At 68.4% G+C, this 16,262-nt stretch carries 15 protein-coding genes; 7 read left to right on the forward strand and 8 right to left on the reverse strand.

Annotated features, from left to right (window positions below; genetic code table 11):
* The first annotated feature begins 207 nt into the window (after positions 1-207).
* The 5 genes from ABL844_RS08750 to ABL844_RS08770 all read left to right on the forward strand — a co-directional run bounded on the left by ABL844_RS08750 (position 208) and on the right by ABL844_RS08770 (position 4,214).
* Positions 208-1,098 (forward strand): transporter substrate-binding domain-containing protein, encoded by an 891-nt coding sequence (locus tag ABL844_RS08750; RefSeq protein WP_369659081.1) that lies wholly within the window; start codon positions 208-210, stop codon positions 1,096-1,098.
* 65 nt (positions 1,099-1,163) lie between these two features.
* The gene (locus ABL844_RS08755) at positions 1,164-1,877 is read left to right on the forward strand and encodes an aspartate/glutamate racemase family protein (protein ID WP_418131890.1); all 714 of its coding nucleotides are present in this window, start codon (positions 1,164-1,166) and stop codon (positions 1,875-1,877) included.
* A 102-nt stretch (positions 1,878-1,979) separates the two neighbouring features.
* Positions 1,980-2,876: a dienelactone hydrolase family protein gene (locus ABL844_RS08760; RefSeq protein WP_418131011.1), complete on the forward strand. Its 897-nt coding sequence runs from the start codon at positions 1,980-1,982 to the stop codon at positions 2,874-2,876.
* A 117-nt stretch (positions 2,877-2,993) separates the two neighbouring features.
* On the forward strand, positions 2,994-3,893 hold the full coding sequence (locus tag ABL844_RS08765; protein ID WP_418131012.1) for a ZIP family metal transporter: 900 nt from the start codon (positions 2,994-2,996) through the stop codon (positions 3,891-3,893).
* A 117-nt stretch (positions 3,894-4,010) separates the two neighbouring features.
* Positions 4,011-4,214, forward strand: coding sequence for a hypothetical protein (locus ABL844_RS08770; protein WP_126022848.1), 204 nt, complete (start codon positions 4,011-4,013; stop codon positions 4,212-4,214).
* Positions 4,215-4,220: 6 nt separating this feature from the next.
* Here ABL844_RS08770 and ABL844_RS08775 read toward each other — a convergent pair whose 3' ends face one another.
* From ABL844_RS08775 to ABL844_RS08810, 8 genes are read right to left on the reverse strand one after another with little or no spacing between them, the layout of a single operon-like run.
* Positions 4,221-5,681 (reverse strand): N-acyl-D-amino-acid deacylase family protein, encoded by a 1,461-nt coding sequence (locus ABL844_RS08775; protein WP_418131013.1) that lies wholly within the window; start codon positions 5,679-5,681, stop codon positions 4,221-4,223.
* A 16-nt stretch (positions 5,682-5,697) separates the two neighbouring features.
* Complete coding sequence (locus ABL844_RS08780) at positions 5,698-6,690, reverse strand: ABC transporter ATP-binding protein (protein ID WP_126022850.1); 993 nt, start codon at positions 6,688-6,690, stop codon at positions 5,698-5,700.
* A complete protein-coding gene (locus ABL844_RS08785) occupies positions 6,687-7,718 on the reverse strand; it encodes an ABC transporter ATP-binding protein (RefSeq protein WP_369659077.1) in 1,032 nt (343 codons plus the stop codon). The genes ABL844_RS08780 and ABL844_RS08785 overlap by 4 nt, the downstream gene beginning before the upstream one ends.
* 13 nt (positions 7,719-7,731) lie before the next feature.
* Positions 7,732-8,643 (reverse strand): ABC transporter permease, encoded by a 912-nt coding sequence (locus ABL844_RS08790; protein ID WP_418120452.1) that lies wholly within the window; start codon positions 8,641-8,643, stop codon positions 7,732-7,734.
* A 25-nt stretch (positions 8,644-8,668) separates the two neighbouring features.
* A complete protein-coding gene (locus tag ABL844_RS08795; protein ID WP_007831166.1) occupies positions 8,669-9,604 on the reverse strand; it encodes an ABC transporter permease in 936 nt (311 codons plus the stop codon).
* A 19-nt stretch (positions 9,605-9,623) separates the two neighbouring features.
* Positions 9,624-11,216, reverse strand: a complete 1,593-nt coding sequence (locus tag ABL844_RS08800) for an ABC transporter substrate-binding protein (protein ID WP_418131014.1) — start codon at positions 11,214-11,216, stop codon at positions 9,624-9,626.
* Positions 11,217-11,264: 48 nt separating this feature from the next.
* Positions 11,265-12,716, reverse strand: a complete 1,452-nt coding sequence (locus ABL844_RS08805) for a M81 family metallopeptidase (RefSeq protein ID WP_418131015.1) — start codon at positions 12,714-12,716, stop codon at positions 11,265-11,267.
* Positions 12,717-12,765: 49 nt separating this feature from the next.
* Positions 12,766-13,923 (reverse strand): NAD(P)/FAD-dependent oxidoreductase, encoded by a 1,158-nt coding sequence (locus tag ABL844_RS08810; protein ID WP_418131016.1) that lies wholly within the window; start codon positions 13,921-13,923, stop codon positions 12,766-12,768.
* A 202-nt stretch (positions 13,924-14,125) separates the two neighbouring features.
* Between ABL844_RS08810 and ABL844_RS08815 the strand changes: the two genes are divergently transcribed.
* Both ABL844_RS08815 and ABL844_RS08820 read left to right on the forward strand, forming a co-directional pair.
* Positions 14,126-14,902 carry a helix-turn-helix domain-containing protein gene (locus tag ABL844_RS08815; protein WP_184635728.1) on the forward strand — a complete coding sequence of 259 codons (777 nt, stop codon included), beginning with the start codon at positions 14,126-14,128 and terminating at the stop codon, positions 14,900-14,902.
* An 86-nt stretch (positions 14,903-14,988) separates the two neighbouring features.
* The gene (locus tag ABL844_RS08820; RefSeq protein WP_184635730.1) at positions 14,989-16,254 is read left to right on the forward strand and encodes a glutamate carboxypeptidase; all 1,266 of its coding nucleotides are present in this window, start codon (positions 14,989-14,991) and stop codon (positions 16,252-16,254) included.
* Positions 16,255-16,262 lie beyond the last annotated feature (8 nt).

The raw sequence follows: 16,262 nt of genomic DNA on the forward strand, positions 1-16,262 counted from the left end.
CAGCTTTCCGGAGAGATGGATGGATTGAATGAATGTTCGGCAGAACGGTGGCTTTGACTGTAGGCGCGCGCGGCCCGCACCGGAAATGCCAAAAGCACCCCTGCCCATAACCTTTGGGCATGGATCAGCTTTCTATTGGAATTTGTGGTTTTGTTTCGCCCGTTCCTACACTGGCCGCCTGTTCAGTCCAACCGAATGAAGGCTCGAATGAAACTCTCCGTCCTCATGGCTTCCATGGCCGCCACGGTGCTCTTCACCGCCACCGGCGCACAGGCCGCCGACACGCTCGCCAAGATCGCCGAGTCCGGCAAGATCACGCTGGCCTACCGTGAATCGTCGGTGCCCTTCAGCTACCTCGAGGGCCCCGGCAAGCCGATCGGGATGGCGGTGGATCTGTCCAATGCCGTGGTCGAGGCGGTGAAGAAGAAACTGAACAAGCCCGACCTGCAGGTGGCGCTGATGCCCGTGACCTCGCAGAACCGCATTCCGCTGATCACCAACGGCACCATCGACCTGGAGTGCGGCTCCACCACCAACAACACCGCGCGCGGCAAGGACGTGGCCTTCGCCATCAACCACTTCTACACGGGCACGCGCCTGCTGGTGAAGAAGTCTTCCAAAATCAAGAACTACGCCGACCTCGCGAAGAAGACCGTCGCCAGCACCACCGGCACCACCAACGTGCTGGTCATGCGCAAGTACAACATCGAGAAGAACCTCGGCATGGACATCGTGCTCGGCAAGGACCACGCCGATGCCTTCCTGCTGCTCGAGAGCGACCGTGTCGCGGCCTTCGCCATGGACGACATCCTCCTCTACGGCTTGATCGCCAACGCCAAGACGCCGGGCGACTACGAGGTGGTGGGCGACTCGCTGCAGGTGGAGCCCTACGCCTGCATGCTGCCCAAGGACGACCCAGCCTTCAAGAAGCTGGTGGACGACACCTTCGCCGGCCTGATGAAGAGCGGCGAGTTCGAGAAGCTCTACAACAAGTGGTTCATGCAGCCTATCCCGCCGAAGAACGTGCCGCTGAACCTGCCGATGAGCCCGCAGCTGAAGGAAAACCTGAAGGCCCTGAGCGATAAGCCAGCGACCTGACAGCGGCGCGGAGAGAGAAAGAAAAGGAAGTTGCAGTGACGCAGGTTGTCGGCATTCTTGGAGGCATGGGCCCGGCGGCGGGGGCCGACTTCGTGCGGCTTTTCGTGCAGGCCTGCACGCAGCAGATGCGTGCGCGCGGCGAGCCGGTGCGCGACCAGTCCTTTCCCGAGCACTGGCTCGCGCAGGTCCCGGTGCCCGACCGTACCGAGGCACTGGCTTCGGCCGGTCAGGGGGCGCACCAGCCGCTGGAGCCGATGCTGCAGGCGCTGGGCCGGCTGGCGGCGCTCGGCAGCCGCACGGTGGCCATCGCATGCAACACGGCACATGCCTGGCACGCCAACCTGCAGGAGCGCTTTCCGCAGGTGGAGCTGCTGCACATGGCGCGCGAGACGGCGCGCCACCTCGCGGCACAGGGTGCGACGGGCGTGGCGCTGATGGCCACCGAAGGCACCTACCGCATCCGCCTCTACGAGCAGGCGCTGGCCCAGGAGGGGCTGGAGTGCCATGTGCCGCCGCCCGAAGAGCGCGAGACCATCACGCGCGGCATCTTCGAAGGCGTGAAGGCCGGCAACATGCCGCTCGCCGAGCAATGCTTTTCCGAAGTGGCGCTGAGGCTGGCCGAGCGCCATGGCCCCGTCACCATCATCATGGGCTGCACCGAGGTGCCGCTGGGCCTGCATGGCTCGGCCGCGGTGGCGGGGCTGGACCTGGTCGATCCGGCACAGGTGCTGGCGGCGGCGCTGGCCCGGCGGGCCTACGGGGCGCACCAACCCCAATGAAGTTCGGGGCATAGGGCCGCCGGCCGATTTCGCCTACATTGCGGCGTGCGTTTTTCCACAGCGCCACGCCCCTTGTCCGACGATTCAACCGGAGCCCAATCAATGCCTCTCGACGACAGCCGTTCCGACTTCGATTCGCTTCGCCCCGGCGACAGCACCGAGCAGGGCGCCACGCGCCGCACCGCCCTCAAGGCCGCCATCGGCGTCGGCTACGCGGCAGCGGTCATGCCGGTGATGGCGCAGTCCGCCATCAGCACCCCGGCCGACGGCCTGAAGGCAGGCCCCATCAAGTACGCCGTCGGCGACTTCGAGGTGCCCGCCTATGCGGCCGCGCCCGCCGGCAAGACCGGCCTGCCGGTGATCCTGGTGGTGCAGGAAATCTTCGGCGTGCACGAATACATCGCCGACACCTGCCGCCGCTTCGCCAAGCTGGGCTACCTGGCCATCGCGCCCGAGCTGTATGCCCGCCAGGGCGACCCGCGCGGCTACACCGACATTCCGAAGCTGCAGGCCGACATCGTCTCCAAGGTGCCCGACGCGCAGGTCATGGCCGATCTCGACGGCGCCCTGGCCTATGCCAAGGCCAACGGCGGCGACACCGGCAAGGCCGCCATCACCGGCTTTTGCTGGGGCGGCCGCGTCGTGTGGCTCTATGCCGCCACCGGCAAGGTCAAGGCTGGCGTCGCCTGGTACGGCCGGCTGGTCGGCCAGGCCAGCGAGCTGACGCCGAAGCACCCCGTCGACGTCGCCGCCAGCCTGCAGGCGCCCGTGCTCGGCCTCTACGGCGGGAAAGACCAGGGCATCCCCCTTGACACGGTTGATAAGATGAAAGCAGCTCTGGCAACCGGAACCCCGGCGGCCAAGGCGTCGAGCTTCGTCGTGTATCCCGAAGCGGGTCACGCGTTCCATGCCGACTACCGCCCCAGCTATGTCAGGAGCGCGGCGGAAGACGGCTGGCAGCGTGCCACGGCCTGGTTCAAAGCCAACGGCGTAGCCTGAACGGCGCCCGTCAGCCAATCCCCGCCGAAGGCCGTCCTCGTGACGGCCTTTCTCTTTTTATGATCGGTATGCGGCCCCGGAAAAGTTCCGGCGGCCGTCTTTCTTGCGCAAGCAGCTATGAATTTGATAGTCATCATCGCGGCGACCCTGGTTGCCGGTATCGGAAGCGTGTGGGTCGCGGCTCTTCTGTTGAAAGTGGGCGTGCGCAGCGGCTCGGGCGGCGTGAACCCGCAGCACCTGCTGAGCCTGGCGGCCGGTGCGCTGCTCGCCACAGCCTTCATGCACCTGCTGCCCGAAGCCTTCGAAAGCCGCATTGAGCCCGGCTTGCTGTTCGGCATGCTGCTGTTCGGGCTGGTGTTCTTCTTCCTGCTCGACAAGGCGGAGCTATGGCATCACGGGCACGAGCATCACCACGGTGAAGAGAAGGGCGGGACGGACGGCCACGATCACCACGGACACGACCACGCCCACGGTCATTCCCACGGCCACGCCCACGGGCCCCGCACCGGCGGCTGGGCCGTGCTCACCGGCGACAGCGTGCACTGCTTCGGCGACGGCATCCTGATCGCCTCCGCCTTCACCGCCGACATCCGGCTGGGCCTGGTGGCCGCGCTGGCGGTGCTGGCGCACGAGATCCCGCACCACATCGGCGACCTCGTCGTACTGCGCCAGAGCTCGGCCAACCAGCGGGCGGCACTGGTGAAGGTGTCGCTCGCGGGCACCATGACCGCGCTGGGAGGTATCGCGGGCTGGTGGCTGGTCGACCAGCTGCACGGCCTGCTGCCGTACTTCCTGGTGCTGGCCGGCAGCAGCTTCGTCTACGTGGCGCTGGCCGACCTGATCCCGCAGCTGCAGAAGCGCCTGCCCGCGCGCCAGACGGCAGCGCAGATCCTGTGGCTGGTGGCGGGCATCGCGCTGGTCACGCTGGTCAGCCGCCTCGCGCACGGTGAGCATGGGCACGAACACGGCCATGACGCCCCCGGCCACGGTGAGCATGGGCACGTGCACAAGGACTGATCTTCCTTCGGGCCGGCGCGAAACTTTCCGACACCGAAGCCTCGCGCCGGATGAACCGCAAGGGCCGAAACAGGCGCACCATAGGGGGCCTGTCAGAAACAAGCCGAGGAACAGATCATGAACGCCACCGCGCGATCCGCTTCGCCCTCCGAAGACGATGAAGACAACCTGCCCGCCGACGATTTCGAGGAGCCCGATGCCGACCTGGGCGACGATCTCTCGGAGGAGACGGGGATCGATCTTTCCGATGCGAGCGAACTCGACGCGGACAACGTACCGGCCGACGAGGAATTCGACCGGGTCATGAACGCGCCCGACTGAGCCCGCTCAGGCAGCCGCTTCGCGCCGCGTGATCACCTGCCCGTTGCGCGCCCCGCAGTGCGCCCCGTTGCGCCAAGTCAGGGCTCCGTTGACGATCACCGCATCGATGCCTTCGGCAGGCTGCATCGGCGATTCGTAGTTGGCCGTGTCGCGCACAGTCGCGGCGTCGAAGATCACCACATCGGCGTGGTGGCCCGGCTTCAGCGTGCCGCGCTCGTGCAGGCCGAAGTTGCGTGCGGTGAGCCCGGTCATCTTCCACACCGCCGTCTCCAGCGGGAACAGGCCCACATCGCGGCTGTAGTGCCCCAGAACGCGCGGGAAGGTGCCCCACAGGCGCGGATGCGGCTTGTCGCCCAGCGGGATGCCGTCGGAGCCGATCATGGTTTCGTCGAACGCGAGGATGCGCTGCACGTCGTCCTCGTCCATCATGAAGTAGATCGCGCTGCCGGGTTGCAGGCGCTTGGCCGCTTCCTCGCCCGACACGCCCCAATCGGCTGCGATGTCCTTCAGGTCGCGGCCCGCGCATTCGGGGTGCGGCACGCTCGAGGCGATGAGCACGCGGCCTTCCATCATCCCGCGGTCGGTGCGGATCATGGTGGAGCCGGCCGTGTAGGGGTAGCAGTCGAGCCCGATGCACTGGTGCTTCATCGCCTCCTGGATGAAGGGCAGCGTCACCTTCGTCTTGCCGAAGTTGCGCGTGTTCTGAACCTTGTGGTGCGACACCACCACCGGAATGCCCAGCGCGCGGCCGATGTGGAAGGTTTCCTCCAGCGACTCCATCACCCGGTCGCTCTCGTCGCGCATGTGGGTCACGTACAGCGCCTTGCGTGAAGTCAGCGGTCGGCCGACCTCGATGATCTCCTCGGTCGTCGCCTTCACCGCGGGCGGGTAGAAGGTGCCGGTCGACAGGCCGATGGCGCCGGCCTGCATCGCTTCCTCGACCATCGCCTGCATGGCCTTGATCTCGGCCTCGTTCGCGGGGCGGTCGAGGTCTGACATGGCGACCGCGCGCAGCGTCGAATGGCCGACCATCGCTGCCACGTTCACCGACGACGGTGTCGCGCGCAGCGCGTCGAGGTACGCGGCGAAGCTGGTGAAGCGGCCTTCGGCGGGCGAATCAAGCAGGCTCAGCGGCATGGGCAGGTCCATGTCCTCGCGCAGCGGCGCGGCGCTGATGCCGCAGTTGCCCGCCACCACCGTGGTCACGCCCTGCGACACCTTGAACGGCATCTGCGCCTGCGACAGCACCGCCTGGTCGTCGTGCGTGTGCGAATCGATGAAGCCGGGCGCCACGATGCGGCCGGTGGCGTCGATCGTCTGTTCCGCCATGTGGCCCGCGAGCTTGCCGATGGCGACGATGCGGTCGCCGACGATGCCGACGTCGGCGTCGAAGCGCGGTGCCTTGGTGCCATCGATCACGGTGCCGCCGCGGATCAGCAATTCGTAGTGGGGGAGCTTGTCGGACACGGGATGAATCCTTTCTTCAGCGGAAATGGCAGGCGACCAGGTGGCTTCCGTTCGCGGACGACGAAGGCCGCTCGCTCAACTCCGGCGCCTTCTCCTTGCACACGGCCTGCGCCATCGGGCAGCGGGTGTGGAAGCGGCAGCCCGAAGGCGGATTGGCCGGGCTCGGCGGATCGCCCTGCAGCAGCATGCGGCGCGCGGGCGTGCGCGGGTTGGGCACCGGCACGGCCGACAGGAGGATCTCGGTGTACGGATGCAGCGGCGCAGAGAACAGCGTGTCGCGGTCGGCGATTTCCACGATGTGGCCGAGGTACATCACGGCCACGCGATGGCTGATGTGCCGCACCACCGCGAGGTCGTGCGCCACGAAGAGGTACGCGATGCCGAACTCGGCCTGCAGGTCCATCAGCAGGTTGACCACCTGCGCCTGCACCGACACGTCGAGGGCCGACACCGGCTCGTCGCAGACGATGAGCTTGGGGTTCAATGCCAGCGCCCGCGCGATGCCAAGCCGCTGGCGCTGCCCGCCCGAGAACTCGTGCGGGAACTTCTTCGCTGCCTCGGGCCGCAGGCCCACGCGCGAGAACAGCCACTGCACGCGCTCGCGCCGCTCGGCCGCGGCGCCCATGCCGAAGTTCCGCAGCGGCTCCGCCACGATGTCTCCCGCCGTCAGCCGCGGATTCAGCGAGGCATACGGGTCTTGAAAAATGATCTGCAGGTCGCGCCGGCGCATGCGCATGTCCTCGGGGGAGAGCGACAGCAGCTCCCGGCCTTCGAGCTGCACTGAACCCGAGCTCGGCTCGACCAGCCGCATCACCGACTTAGCTGTGGTCGTCTTGCCGCAGCCCGATTCGCCGACCAGCGACAGCGTCTCGCCGCGCGCGACATCGAAGGAGACGCCGTCCACCGCCTGTATCGCCGGCCTGGCCGGCCGCAGCCAGCGCTTGGGCGTGGTGTAGTGCTTGCGCAGGTTGCGCACCTGCAGCAAGGGCGTTGCAGCGGTTGTCGTCATGCGGCGATCTCTTCGGCACCGGCCCAGTTTTCCTCGACCGCGAAGCAGGCCACGACGTGGTCGCCGCCTTGCTGCGCCAGCCTCGGCGTTTCGGCACGGCAGCGTTCGCGCGCGTGGCTGCAGCGTGCCGCGAAGGCGCAGCCGCGGCCCAGCTCGTGCGCGGCCGGCACCAGCCCCGGTATCTCGGTGAGTCGCGTGCTCGCGGTGTTCATCGCGGGCATCGAGGCCATCAGCGCGCGGGTGTAGGGGTGCAGCGGGCGGTCGAAGAGGTCGATCACGTCGGCTTCCTCGACCTTCTTGCCGGCGTACATGACGACCACGCGGTCGCAGCTCTCGGCGACCACGCCGAGGTCGTGCGTGATCATCACCACGCCCATGCCCAGCTCCTTCTGCAGCCGCTTGATGAGGTCGAGGATCTGCGCCTGGATGGTCACGTCCAGCGCGGTCGTCGGCTCGTCGGCGATCAGCACCTCGGGGTTGCAGGCCAGGGCCAGCGCGATCATCACGCGCTGGCGCATGCCGCCCGAGAGCTGGTGCGGGTATTCGTTCACGCGGCGCTCGGGCTCGGGGATCTGCACCACGCGCAGCATCTCGACCGCGCGCTTCATCGCGTCGGCGCGGCTGGCCTTCTGGTGCAGCTGCACCGTCTCCGCGATCTGACGGCCCACGGTGAGCACCGGGTTCAGCGAGGTCATCGGCTCCTGGAAGATCATCGAGATGCGGTTGCCGCGGATCTGGCGCATCTCGCGCTCGCTCAGCCGCATCAGGTCGGTGCCGCGCAGGCGCACGGCGCCCATGTGGCGGCCCGGCGGCGTGGGCACCAGCCGCAGGATCGACAGGGCGGTCACGCTCTTGCCGCAGCCCGATTCGCCGACCACGCCGAGCGTGCGGCCCGCGCGCACCGTGTAGGAAACGCCGTCGACCGAGCGCACCACGCCGCCGGGCGTGAGGAAGTGCGTGCGCAGGTCGTCGACTTCGAGCAGCGGCTCGCCGGGAGCCAGCGCTGCATGGGACATGGCGATGGTCATGAGGCTGCCTCGCTCAGAGTTGGCGCGCCAGGCGTGGGTCCAGCGCGTCGCGCAGGCCGTCGCCCAGCAGGTTGATGGCCAGCACCGTGGCTGCCAGCAGCAGCCCCGGGTACAGGATGATGTGAAACGCCACGGCCACGAAGTTGCGGCCCTCGGCCATCATGTTCCCCCAGCTCGGCGTCTGCGAGGGCACGCCCACGCCGAGGAAGGAGAGCGCGGCCTCCGTCAGCACGGCGGCCGCGGCCACGAAGGTGGCCTGCACGATCAGCGGCGCCACGGTGTTCGGCAGCACGTGGCGCACCAGGATCACCGGAAGGCGCGTGCCCACCGCGTGCGCGGCCTCCACGAAGAGCTGTTCGCGCAGCGTGAGCGCCAGCGAGCGCACCAGCCGCACCACGCGCGGAATCTCCGGCACCGTGATGGCGATGATCACCGTCGTGAGGCTGGCGCGCGTGACCGCCATCAGCGCGATGGCCAGCAGGATGCCCGGGATGGCCATGAGCCCGTCCATCACGCGCATGATCGGTCCGTCCGCCCATCGCACGAAGCCCGCCACCAGCCCCAGCGCGACGCCGAAGAAGGTGGCCAGCAGCGCCACCGAGGCGCCCACGATCATCGACACCCGTCCGCCCCACACGGCTCGGCTGAACACGTCGCGGCCCAGCGCGTCGGTGCCGAACCAGTGCTCGGCCGAGGGCAGCTGCATGCGCGCGAGCGGGTCGATGTCCTGCGGGTCGTGCGTGGCGATCCAGGGCGCGGCAATGGAAAGCGCCGCCACCGCGATCAGCAGCAGCGCGCCGATGATCAGCGTCGGGTGCTTGCGCAGCCAGCGCAGGCGCGGCGGAACGAAGGGGGCCTCGACCGGCGGCGCGGCTGCCGGGGTGGCGGCTGTGGCAGACGTCGCGGGCACATCGATGTCGCTCATGGGAAGTACGGAGGACATGGGTGATTCAGTACTGGATGCGCGGATCGAAGAGCCGGTAGCTCAGGTCGATCAGCAGGTTGATCAGCACGTACACGCCCGCCGACAGCAGCAGCACGCTCTGGATCACCGGATAGTCGTGCCGCTGCACCGAGTCGATCACCAGCCGGCCCACGCCGGGAATGGCGAACACCGTCTCGGTGACCACCACGCCGCCGATCAGCAGCGCGATGCCCGCGCCCACGGTGGTGGCGATGGGGATGGCCGCGTTGCGCAGCGCATGGCCCAGCACCGGCAGCACGCCCAGGCCCTTGGCGCGGGCGGTGCGGATGTAGTCCTCGTGCAGCACTTCGAGCACAGTGGCACGCGTCATGCGCGTCACCAGCGCGATGTAGACCAGGGCGAGGTTCACGCAGGGCAGCACCAGCGAGCGCAGCCACTCGCCCGGGCCTTCGGCGAAGCGCACGTAGCCCTGCACCGGAAACCACGGCAGCTGGATCGCGAAGCTGTAGACCAGCAGGTAGCCCACCAGGAACACCGGTACCGAGAAGGCCAGCACCGCGAAGAGCATCACCAGCCGGTCGATCCAGCTGCCCGCGCGGTAGGCCGCGAGCGTGCCCAGCGGCACCGACACCACCAGCGTGATGAGCATGGTCAGCGCGGCGATCGACACCGTGGGCTCCAGCCGCTGGCCCAGCAGCTGCGTGACAGGCATCTGCGTGAAGATCGAGGTGCCCAGGTCGCCGGTGAACAGCTTGCCGATCCACAGCCCGAACTGCTGCCACAGCGGCAGGTTCAGGCCCAGCGCGGCACGCAGCTTCTCGATGTCTTCGGTGGTGGCGAGGTCGCCCGCGATGAGCGCGGCCGGGTCGCCCGGCGAGAGATGGATCAGCAGGAACACCACCACGGCCACCACCGCCATGACGGGCAGGGTCGCGATGAAGCGTCGAACGATGTAGCCCATGGCGGTGTCCCTCCGGCCCTTACTGCCTGTCGAGCGCCCAGACCGTCGGCATGCCGGACCAGAGCTTGTCCAGGCCCTTCAGGCTGGTGCGCGCGGCGAAGGCGGCCGAGTACTGGCCGGCGTTGATGTAGGGCACGGCCTCGTAGGCGCGGGCCTGGAAGGCGTCGAGCAGCTCCTTGCGCTTGGCGGGCACCGTCTCCTTCAGCCAGGCAGTGCGCAGTTCGTCCAGTTGCTTGTCGCATGGCCAGCCGGGCAGGGTGTTGCCGCAGGCCGCGCTCAGGTAGGCGTTGCTGATGGGCGAGTTGGCGTCGAATTCGCCGGCCACGGTGACGTACATGTTCCAGCCGCCCGCGTCGGGTGCGTCGCGCTTGGCGCGGCGCGCGCCGATGGAGGCCCAGTCCATGGTCTGGGCGTCGACGTTCAGGCCGATGCTCTTCATCGTCTGCGCGGCCATCAGCGCCTCTGCGTTCAGGTAGGGCACGTCGCTGGGCACCAGCAGCACCACCTTCTCGCCCTTGTAGCCGGCGTCGGCGAGCATCTTCTTGGCCTTTGCGACGTCGGCCTTGCGGTAGGGCTCGGCGCCGGCGGCCGTGTCGTTGGGGCTACCGCAAATGAAGTAAGTGGCGCAGTAGGCCATGCGCATGTCCAGCGGGAAGCCCATGGCCGCCATGAAGCGCTCCTGGCTCACGGCCTGCAGCAGCGTCTGACGCACCTTCGGGTTGTTGAAGGGCGGATGCAGCTGGTTCATCACCAGGAAGCCCTGGTAGGCGCCGCCGGAGCCGATCTTCACGCCCGTGTCGGTGCGCAGCGGCGCGATGTAGTCGGGCGGCAGCTGCTCGATGATGTCGACCTCGCCGCGCTTCAGCGCCGCTACCGCGCTGTTGGCGTCGGGCAGGTAGAGCCACTCGACTCGGTCGAAGTTGCTCTTCTTGCTGCCGGCCAGGCCGCTGGGCGGCTCACTGCGCGCCACGTAGTTGGGGTTGCGCACGAACACCGCCTTGTTGCCCGGCACCCATTCGTCGCGCTTGAAAACGTAGGGGCCCGAGCCCAGCACTTCGGTCAGCGGCGCGGTGGCGGGCATCTTCGCCAGCCGCTCGGGCAGCACCACCGGCGGAAAGCCCGAGGGCTTGGCCAGCGCGTCGAGCACCATGCCGAAGGGCTCGGCGAGCGTGAGCGTGAAGCTGCGCGCGTCGGTGACCTTCCATTCGGCGCCGCTGGCCGTCATGGCGCGACCCAGGCTGTCGCGCGCGGCCCAGCGCTGCAGCGAAGCGACCGCGTCGGCCGAGGTGACGGCGCTGCCGTCGGAGAACTTGAGGTTGGGGCGCAGCGTGAAGCTCCACTGCTTGCCGTCCTTCGAGGCGGTGTACTTCTCCACCATCTGCGGCTGCGGCTTGCCGCTCGCGTCCTGCGCGAAGAGCGTGTCGTACACCATGTAGCCGAAGTTGCGCGAGATGTAGGCGGTGGTGAAGGTCGGGTCGAGGATCTTCAGGTCGGCATGCGCCACCACCTTCAGCGTCTTGGGCTGCGGCGTCTGGGCATGCGCGGGAAGGCTCGCCGCGAAGGCGGTGGAAAGGGCCAGGGCGGCGAGAGCGCCAAGCGTCCGTCGTTTCATCGTCGGTTCTCCGGTGAGGGCAGGCAGCAGAAAAAAGGAAGGAAAGGCTCAGGCCGCGACGCCGATCGGCCACTTCGGCAGACGGGCCTTGCGATACGGCAGCGTGTTCAGGTCGAGCGTGACGGCGCCCGGCGCGCCCGCGTAGATGACGTGCTTCGCCACCTTGGAGTACGACGCATAGAAGTGCTGCGACGACTTCACGATGATGATCTTCTTCGCAGCGAGGTCGCAACCGAGCTGCGTGAACAGGTCGGTGCCCATCGCCTGGTTGCGCAGCGTGATCAGCACGATCTCGATGCCGTCGGCCTCGACCAGCGCGCTGTCGCCCATCAGCGTGGGCGTGCCGGCCAGGCCAGTCATCACCAGGTCGTGCTTCAGCGCCTTCACGGTGCATTCGAGATCGAGCGGGTCGCCGGACAGCGGGCTGATCTTGCCGCCGATGCGCATCGGCAGCTTCGCGCCCACGCCCGCGTCGAATGCGATGCGCACCGCGATCGGGTCCCACAGCGGGCCCAGTGCCGCGTTGGCAATGCCGCGCTCCACCATGCGGCGCAGGATGAAAGTGGAGTCGCTGGCCGCGCCGCCGCCGGGGTTGTCGGCGCCGTCGGAGATCACCACCGGGCCGCCGTCGAAGGCCAGCGCCTCGTCGAGCGAGGCGTCGATGCCGGGGTAGTTCACGGTGAGGCCGTCGCGCATGGCGATGACCTCGTCGGCGAGCTGGCGCGCCAGCATGTCGGCCTTCGCCTTGTCGCCGTCGGTGTAGACCAGCACCTTGGTGCCCATCTCGGGCACGTCGCCCCACGAGAAGCCATGCGTGAGCGAGATCGAGAGCACGCCGTCCTTGCCTTCGAGCGACTGCATGCGCTCGACGAAGCCGCGCGCCGGCTGGCGCGAGGTGTGCACCGTGACGATCATGTCGCAGTCGACCACCGCGGGCACCGGCCGCACCTTGCCCTCGACCGTGGCGGCGCAGATGTCGACCAGCTCCAGGCCGCGTTCGAGCACGTCGGTGTGCGGGTACTCCTTGAAGGAGATCATCACGTTCGCGTTGGAGATCATCTCCGGCGTGAGGTGGTTGTGCGGATCGAGCTCCGCGCCGATCACCACGTCGGGGCCGACGATCTGCCGCACGCGCGCCAGCAGGTCGCCCTCGCAGTCGTCGTAGCCGTCGGCCACCATCGCGCCGTGCAGGCCGAGCAGCACCATGTCGACCGGCAGCACCGCGCGCAGGTCGTTCAGCAGTTCGTCGCGCAGCGTCTCGTAGGCGTGGCGCGTGGTGGTGCCGCTGGGCTGCGCGCCGGCCACCATGCCCTCGAACAGGGTCCAGCCCTTGTCGGCGCCGCGCATGCGCGCGGCCCACAGCGGGCCCGAGAACAGCGTCATCGCTTCGGGGTGCTTGCCGGCGGGGAAGTAGCCACGGTCCTTGAAGGAGGCGAGGCCCGTAGGCATCGGGCCGAAGGTGTTGGTTTCGGTGGCAAGGGAAGCACTGAAGACGCGCATGGTCGGACCTCGTGGGGTGGTTCTGTTGTGTTGTTGGAGCAGGCCGGGCTCAGCCCGCGGCCGTGCGCAGCCGCTGGGGGCCCAGCATTTCCGCCGTGAGCCCGAAGGAGGCGATGCGCTCGGGCAGCGGCAGTCCGCGCGCGAGCGCGGCGCAGGCTTCGCCCATGGCGGCCGATGTCTGAATGCCGTAGCCGCCTTGCGCCGCCACCCAGAAGAAGCCGGGCGCGCCGGGCTCGAAGCCGCCGACCAGGTCGCCGTCGGCCACGAAGGAACGCAGGCCGGCCCACGTGCGCGTGGGGCGGCGGATGGAGAGCGTGGTCGCTTCCTCGATGCGGTGCATGGCGATGGCGATGTCCATCTCCTCGGGCTGCACGTCCTGCGGCTCGACCGGGTCTGCGTTGGCCGGCGAGCCCAGCAGCATGCCGGCGTCGGGCTTGATGTACCAGCCTTCGTCGGCGCCGAACACCATGGGCCAGTGCGCCACGCTCTGGCCCTCGGGCGGCGCGAAGATGAATGCCGAGCGGCGACGCGGCTCGATGCCAAGCGGCGGCACACCGGCCATTTGGGCGATGGTGTCGACCCATGCGCCGGCCGCGTTGAGCACCACGGACGCTTCGTAGATTGCGCCGCCGGCTTCCACGCGCCAGCGATCGCCCTTGCGCTGGATGGCCGTCACGCCTGCATCGCACACCAGCTTGCCGCCCGCGCGACGCATGCCGCGCAGGTAGCCCTGGTGGATGGCGTGCACGTCCATGTCGGATGCATCGGGCTCGTAGACGGCGCCCTGCACCTGCTCGGGGCGCAAGGCCGGCACCATCTCGCACGCCTCTTCGCCGCTCAGGCGCGAGGCGCCGGTGTTCATGTCGCGCAGCACCTGCCAGTGGGCTTCGAGCTCGGCCATGTGCTCGGCGCCGGCGACCATCATCGCGCCGCGCGGCGTGAGCAGCGGGTGCTCGCTGAAGCCTTCGGGCGGATGCTCGAGGAAGGCCCGGCTCGCCATGGTGAGGGCGCGCACCTGCGCGGTGCCGTAGCTCTCCATGAAGAGGGCGGCGGAGCGGCCGGTGGAGTGGTAGCCCGGCTGCGATTCGCGCTCGAGAAGGATCACGCGTGCGTGCGGCGCAAGCCAGTGGGCCACCGAGGCCCCGGCGATGCCGCCGCCGATCACGAGGAAGTCAGCCACGACGGGCTCTGCAGTGCTGGAAGTCATCGGCGAAAAGTGTAGGAAGAAATTTGCGGATACGCAAATTGATTCAGGGGTCCCAAGGGGAAACCATGATGCACCGTGCTGGTGAAATTTGCGTTCGCGCAATTTGCGTATACGCAACTTCCGGGCCCGGGTCACGCGGGTTGGCATGGATGGCGCCCCTCTCGGCTGGCAGAATCTGCGGCACCACAAGAGAAAGCCAAGCGTGAATCCACACACAGGGACCAAGACGGGAACGAAGCCCAGGGACGAGCCGCCCACGCTGGACCGCGCCACCTTCGGCAACCGCCTGCGCGCCGCGCGCAAGCGCTTCGGCTGGACGCTGGCGCAGCTGGCCGAGCGCTCGGGCGTGTCGATCACCACCATCTCGCGCGCCGAACGCGGCCAGCTCGCGCTGGGCTACGAGAACTTCACCGCGCTGGGCCGTGCGCTCGACATGGACATGAACGCCATGTTCGCGGGCGCCGGCGTCAAGCCCGCGCAGCTCGACGGGCCGGTGGTCACGCGTGCGGGCAAGGGCGTGGTCTACAAGGGGCTGTCCATCGCCTACGAGTTCCTCGGCACCACCGCGGCAGGCAAGCAGATGAGCCCCATCGTCGGCACGGTGCACGCGCGCAAGATCCACGGTCCGGAAGACTTCGTGCGGCATGGCGGCGAGGAGTTCGCCTATGTGCTGTCGGGCGAGATCGAGGTGCACTTCGACAACGGCGAGGTGGTGCGCATGGCGAAGGGCGATTCGCTCTACTTCGACAGCCGCTTGGGCCACGCGTACATCAGCGTGAGCCGGCAACTGGCGCGCATCGTCGGCATGACCATCGGTGAGAGCGGGCACATGCAGTCGGCCCGGGAGGGAGAGGGGCGCGCCATGCCGGCACCGGTCGCCCACAAGAGCGAGAGGTCCGTTGCGTCGGCGTTGCCCGTGAAGGCGTCGAGGGGGCAGTCGAAGTCCGCTCGGAAAGCCGCAGCAACAAGGGGCGCATAGCCGCCCTGGGCCGTGTCTCCGATTTGCTCGCCGCGCGAGGCCGCATGGCTATGCTGTGCGCCGTCATCCACTCCAGAGAAAAGACCATGACCTCGCGTCCGCCTTCATTCCCGCTTCGCTCCATGGCCCTGGCCTGCGGCCTCGTGCTCGGCGCCGCTGCCGCCCACGCCGCGCCCGACGCGAAGCTGCTCGCCGCCGCCGAGAAGGCGCAGCCCGCGGTGATCGACAACCTCAAGGAGATGGTGTTGATCGAATCGGGCAGCCTGAATGTCGACGGCCTGCTCAAGATGGCCGATGTGGTCGAAGGGCGCCTGAAGGCGGCCGGCTTCAAGACCGAGCGCCGCAAGGCGACGGCCGGCGCGGGCGCCGACATCGTGATCGGCACGCTCAAGGGCACGGGCAAGCGCAAGATCATGCTGCAGGGCCACATGGACACGGTGTACGCGCCGGGCATCCTCGGCAGCCAGCCCTACAAGGTCGACGGCAACCGCATCTACGGTCCCGGCATCGCCGACGACAAGGGCGGCCTCGCGGTCATGCTGGCCTCGCTGAAAATCCTGGCCGATGCCGGCTGGCGCGACTACGACACGCTCACCGTGCTCATGAACCCCGACGAGGAAGTAGGCTCGCTCGGCTCTGGCGAGCTGATCGCGACCATGGCCGACCAGCACGACACGGTGCTGTCCTTCGAGCCGACGGTGGCGAAGTCGGTGGTCAAGGGCGAGTCGCTGCTGCTCGGCGCGGCCGGCATCGCCACCGCCACGCTCGAGGTGAAGGGCCGCGCGTCGCATGCAGGCGCGGCGCCCGAACTGGGCCGCAATGCGCTGTACGAGCTCTCGTACCAGATGCTGCAGACCAAGGACCTCGCCAAGGACATTCCCGGCGCCACGCTCAACTGGACCGTGGCACGCGCCACCGGCCCGCTCAACCAGATCACCGAAAAAGCGCAGGCGCAGGGCGACATCCGCATCACGCAGCCCGGCGCCGAGAAGAAGCTCGCCGAGGCGCTGCAGGCGAAGATCGCGTCGGGCAAGCTGATTCCCGACACCGAGACCACGGTGAAGGTGGAAGTGGGCCGCCCGGCCTTCATCGCGGGCGACAAGGGCCGCGCGCTGGCCGAGAAGGCGCAGGCCATCTACAAGGAAATCGACCGCGACCTCGCGCTGACGCCCATGACCGGCGGCGGCACCGACGCGGGCTACGCGGGCCGCTCGGGCAAGGCCACGGTGGTGGAGAGCTTCGGCCTCGCTGGCTTCGGCTACCACGCACGCGACGAGTACATCGAAGCCGACTCGATCGTGCCGCGCCTGTACCTCGTCACGCGCCTGCTGACCGAGATCGGCAAGAACTGAGGCTGCGG

This window comes from Variovorax sp. 278MFTsu5.1 (assembly GCF_048305045.1).
In the GTDB taxonomy this organism is placed as follows: domain Bacteria; phylum Pseudomonadota; class Gammaproteobacteria; order Burkholderiales; family Burkholderiaceae_C; genus Variovorax; species Variovorax guangxiensis.

Coding starts and splice junctions, on each gene's coding strand:
- ABL844_RS08790 (WP_418120452.1), bottom strand. CDS start 8,643: ATGAGCGACATCGATGTGCCCGCGACGTCTGCCACAGCCGCCACCCCG.
- ABL844_RS08780 (WP_126022850.1), bottom strand. CDS start 6,690: ATGACGACAACCGCTGCAACGCCCTTGCTGCAGGTGCGCAACCTGCGC.
- ABL844_RS08770 (WP_126022848.1), top strand. CDS start 4,011: ATGAACGCCACCGCGCGATCCGCTTCGCCCTCCGAAGACGATGAAGAC.
- ABL844_RS08795 (WP_007831166.1), bottom strand. CDS start 9,604: ATGGGCTACATCGTTCGACGCTTCATCGCGACCCTGCCCGTCATGGCG.
- ABL844_RS08820 (WP_184635730.1), top strand. CDS start 14,989: ATGACCTCGCGTCCGCCTTCATTCCCGCTTCGCTCCATGGCCCTGGCC.
- ABL844_RS08785 (WP_369659077.1), bottom strand. CDS start 7,718: ATGACCATCGCCATGTCCCATGCAGCGCTGGCTCCCGGCGAGCCGCTG.
- ABL844_RS08810 (WP_418131016.1), bottom strand. CDS start 13,923: ATGACTTCCAGCACTGCAGAGCCCGTCGTGGCTGACTTCCTCGTGATC.
- ABL844_RS08765 (WP_418131012.1), top strand. CDS start 2,994: ATGAATTTGATAGTCATCATCGCGGCGACCCTGGTTGCCGGTATCGGA.
- ABL844_RS08755 (WP_418131890.1), top strand. CDS start 1,164: ATGGGCCCGGCGGCGGGGGCCGACTTCGTGCGGCTTTTCGTGCAGGCC.
- ABL844_RS08760 (WP_418131011.1), top strand. CDS start 1,980: ATGCCTCTCGACGACAGCCGTTCCGACTTCGATTCGCTTCGCCCCGGC.
- ABL844_RS08800 (WP_418131014.1), bottom strand. CDS start 11,216: ATGAAACGACGGACGCTTGGCGCTCTCGCCGCCCTGGCCCTTTCCACC.
- ABL844_RS08805 (WP_418131015.1), bottom strand. CDS start 12,716: ATGCGCGTCTTCAGTGCTTCCCTTGCCACCGAAACCAACACCTTCGGC.
- ABL844_RS08750 (WP_369659081.1), top strand. CDS start 208: ATGAAACTCTCCGTCCTCATGGCTTCCATGGCCGCCACGGTGCTCTTC.